This is a genomic window from Jiella sp. M17.18 (assembly GCF_041027365.1).
Classification (GTDB): domain Bacteria; phylum Pseudomonadota; class Alphaproteobacteria; order Rhizobiales; family Rhizobiaceae; genus VKMB-3413.
Map to the genome: position 1 here is coordinate 1 of NZ_JBFTEH010000038.1, position 2,788 is coordinate 2,788.

The window sequence follows — 2,788 nt, forward strand, 5'->3', positions numbered from 1 at the left end:
ACCTACCATAGGATTGATCTGGTTCGGGATGGCGGCCGCCGTCGGCACTGGCCGACAGTCCTGAAGGAGGAGATCGTGATGGCGGCGCTGGAGAAAGACGCCAGCGTCGCCGCCGTCGCCCGTCAGCACGATGTCGATCCGTCATCGATCTACCGTTGGATCCGGAAGTTACGGTCAGGTGCGCATGATCAAGGCCCGACCTTCCTGCCTGTGGCGGTGTCGTCGCCCGAGGTCCAACCTCATGAGGGACCGGGGCGGGATCGGGACGCTGCCGCCGACGCCCGTTCTTCCGAGCGAGGGCCCTGCGTCGAGATCGAGCTGTCCGGCAATCGAGTTATCCGGATCGATGCGGATATCGACGCCCGTGCCCTTGCCCGCATTCTCGAGGTGGTCGATCGACTGGGTTCGCCGCCGGCCTCGTCGAAGACGAGAACGGGAGAATGATCCCGGTTCCGAGCGGGGTATGGGTCTGGCTGGCGGCAGGGCACGTCGACATGCGCAAGGGCTTTCCCGGCCTGTCGCTCATGGTCCAGGAGACGCTGAAGCGCGATCCGAACGACGGACATCTGTTCGTCTTCCGTGGCCGCCGCGGCGACCTGATCAAGGTCATCTGGCATGACGGGCAAGGCGCCTGCCTGTTCGTGAAGCGGCTAGAGCGGGGCCGCTTCATCTGGCCGTCGCCGGCGGATGGGACGGTGACGATCTCACCGGCGCAGCTCGGCTACCTGCTTGAGGGGATCGACTGGCGCCATCCGCAGAGAACCTGGCGCCCGAGTTCGGTCGGATAGCATAAACTCCTTGTGTTGGAGGGGTTCTGTGGCAGAATCGGCTTTGTCACGAACTGCTTCGAGCCTCCCGCCATGGCCGCCGCGCCGGACGACATCGCCGCCCTGAAGGTCGCCCTCGCAGCGGCCGAACGGCGTGCTGATCTGGCGGAGGCCGAAGTGGCCAACAGAAGGGCGAAGGCCTCGCACGCCGAGGCGCTGATCGCGCATCTGACGCTGGAGATCGAGAAGCTCAAGCGCGAGCTCTATGGATCGCGTTCGGAGAAGAAGGCGCGTCTCCTCGACCAGTTGGAGATGCAGCTCGAGGACGCCCAGGCGGCCGCGACCGAGGACGAGCTTGCCGCCGAACAGGCCGCGGCGAAGACGACGGTCGTGCAGGCCTTTACCCGCAAGCGTCCCTCGAAGAAGCCGTTCCCAGAACATCTGCCGAGAGAGCGGGTGGTCGTTCCGGCGCCGACCTCGTGCCTGTGCTGCGGTTCGGCCAGACTGTCGAAGCTCGGCGAGGACATCACCGAGACGCTGGAGGTAATCCCGCGGCAGTGGAAGGTGATCCAGACGGTCCGGGAGAAGTTCACCTGCCGGGAGTGCGAGACGATCACCCAGCCGCCGGCGCCGTTCCATCCAACGCCCCGCGGCTTCCTCGGCTCGAGCCTGCTCGCGATGATCCTGTTTGAGAAGTACGGGCAGCATCAGCCACTCAACCGGCAGTCGGAGCGTTACGCCCGCGAGGGGATCGACCTCAGCCTGTCGACGCTCGCCGACCAGGTCGGCGCCTGCGTCCATGCTCTTCGCCCGCTTCACGACCTGATCGAGCGGCATGTCCTTGCCGCCGAGCGGCTGCACGGCGATGACACCACCGTGCCGATCCTGGCCAAGGGCAAGACGGTGACCGGCCGGGTCTGGGTCTATGTCCGCGATGACCGGCCTTTTGGCGGCGTGGCGCCGCCGGCAGCCCTGTTCTACGCCTCCCGCGACCGCACGGCCGATCATCCCGAGCGCCATCTCGCCGGCTATGGCGGGATCCTCCAGGCCGACGCCTATGCAGGATATGGTCGCCTGTACGCCATGGAGCGAAGTCCGTGGCCCGTGACCGAGGCACTGTGCTGGGCGCATTCTCGTCGCAGGTTCTTCGAGCTCGCCGACATCGCCAGGAGCGCCCGGCGGGGAAAGAACGCGGCGCCGATCTCGCCGCTGGCGCTGGAGGCGGTGAAGCGCATCGACGTCCTGTTCGACATCGAGCGCGAGGTGAACGGCCGCTCGGCCGAAGAGCGTCTCGCCGTCCGGCAGCAGCGGAGCGTGGCCGTTCTCGCCGACCTGGAAGAGTGGATGCGCACCGAACGGGCGCGCCTGTCGCGTCATGCTCCGGTCGCCAAGGCCATGGACTACATGCTGACACGCTGGGACGGCTTTGCCCGCTTCACCACCGACGGCAGGATCTGCCTCAGCAACAATGCCGCGGAACGCGCGATCCGCGGCCTGGCGCTCGGCCGCAAGTCGTGGCTCTTCGCCGGTTCTGATCGCGGAGCCGACCGCTGCGCCTTCATGCTGACGCTGATCGCCACGGCGAAGCTGAACGATGTCGATCCACAGGCCTGGCTCGCCGATGTCCTCGCCCGCATCGCAGACACGCCGCAGACCCGTCTCGGCGAGCTCCTGCCGTGGAACTGGTCTGCTACCCGCAGCGCCGAGCAAAAAGTCGCCGCCTAAGGCCGCGGACGCATACGGCGTACGGTCCCAAACCCCGCAACACCCCCGTTAGTCCGACATACGCCGTGACGCCACGGCGTACTCCGGATCGCCCTATCGCCCAAGAATCCCTCAATAAATGGTTGCATTCGCAACTAGAGTTACGCGTGACCCTTCGGCGACACGTCGACGGGTCACGCCCACCTCGCGCACGACATTCCGGTAACTCGTCGATAGCTTAACTCGAAAGGCGCAAGCCCCAGATTGCCGCTGAAGCGAGAAAAAGTTCTTCACCGCGGTCCACGCCGGATGCGTAC

Annotated in this window: 4 protein-coding genes; 3 read left to right on the plus strand and 1 reads right to left on the minus strand. The window is 66.1% G+C overall.

Annotated features, from left to right (window positions below; all coding sequences use genetic code 11):
- The 3 genes from AB5S17_RS23280 to AB5S17_RS23290 form a co-directional block, all read left to right on the plus strand.
- On the plus strand, window positions 1-444 hold a 444-nt coding region (locus AB5S17_RS23280), incomplete at its 5' end, for a transposase (RefSeq protein ID WP_369243564.1).
- A complete protein-coding gene (tnpB, locus tag AB5S17_RS23285; RefSeq protein ID WP_369243565.1) occupies window positions 441-788 on the plus strand; it encodes an IS66 family insertion sequence element accessory protein TnpB in 348 nt (115 codons plus the stop codon). The genes AB5S17_RS23280 and tnpB, both read left to right, overlap by 4 nt.
- Window positions 789-860: 72 nt before the next feature.
- Window positions 861-2,492, plus strand: a complete 1,632-nt coding sequence (locus AB5S17_RS23290) for an IS66 family transposase (RefSeq protein WP_369243566.1) — start codon at window positions 861-863, stop codon at window positions 2,490-2,492.
- Window positions 2,493-2,603: 111 nt separating this feature from the next.
- Here AB5S17_RS23290 and AB5S17_RS23295 read toward each other — a convergent pair.
- Window positions 2,604-2,788: hypothetical protein (locus tag AB5S17_RS23295; RefSeq protein WP_369243567.1), on the minus strand; the 185-nt coding region annotated here is incomplete at its 5' end.

Coding starts and splice junctions, on each gene's coding strand:
- tnpB (WP_369243565.1), top strand. CDS start 441: ATGATCCCGGTTCCGAGCGGGGTATGGGTCTGGCTGGCGGCAGGGCAC.
- AB5S17_RS23290 (WP_369243566.1), top strand. CDS start 861: ATGGCCGCCGCGCCGGACGACATCGCCGCCCTGAAGGTCGCCCTCGCA.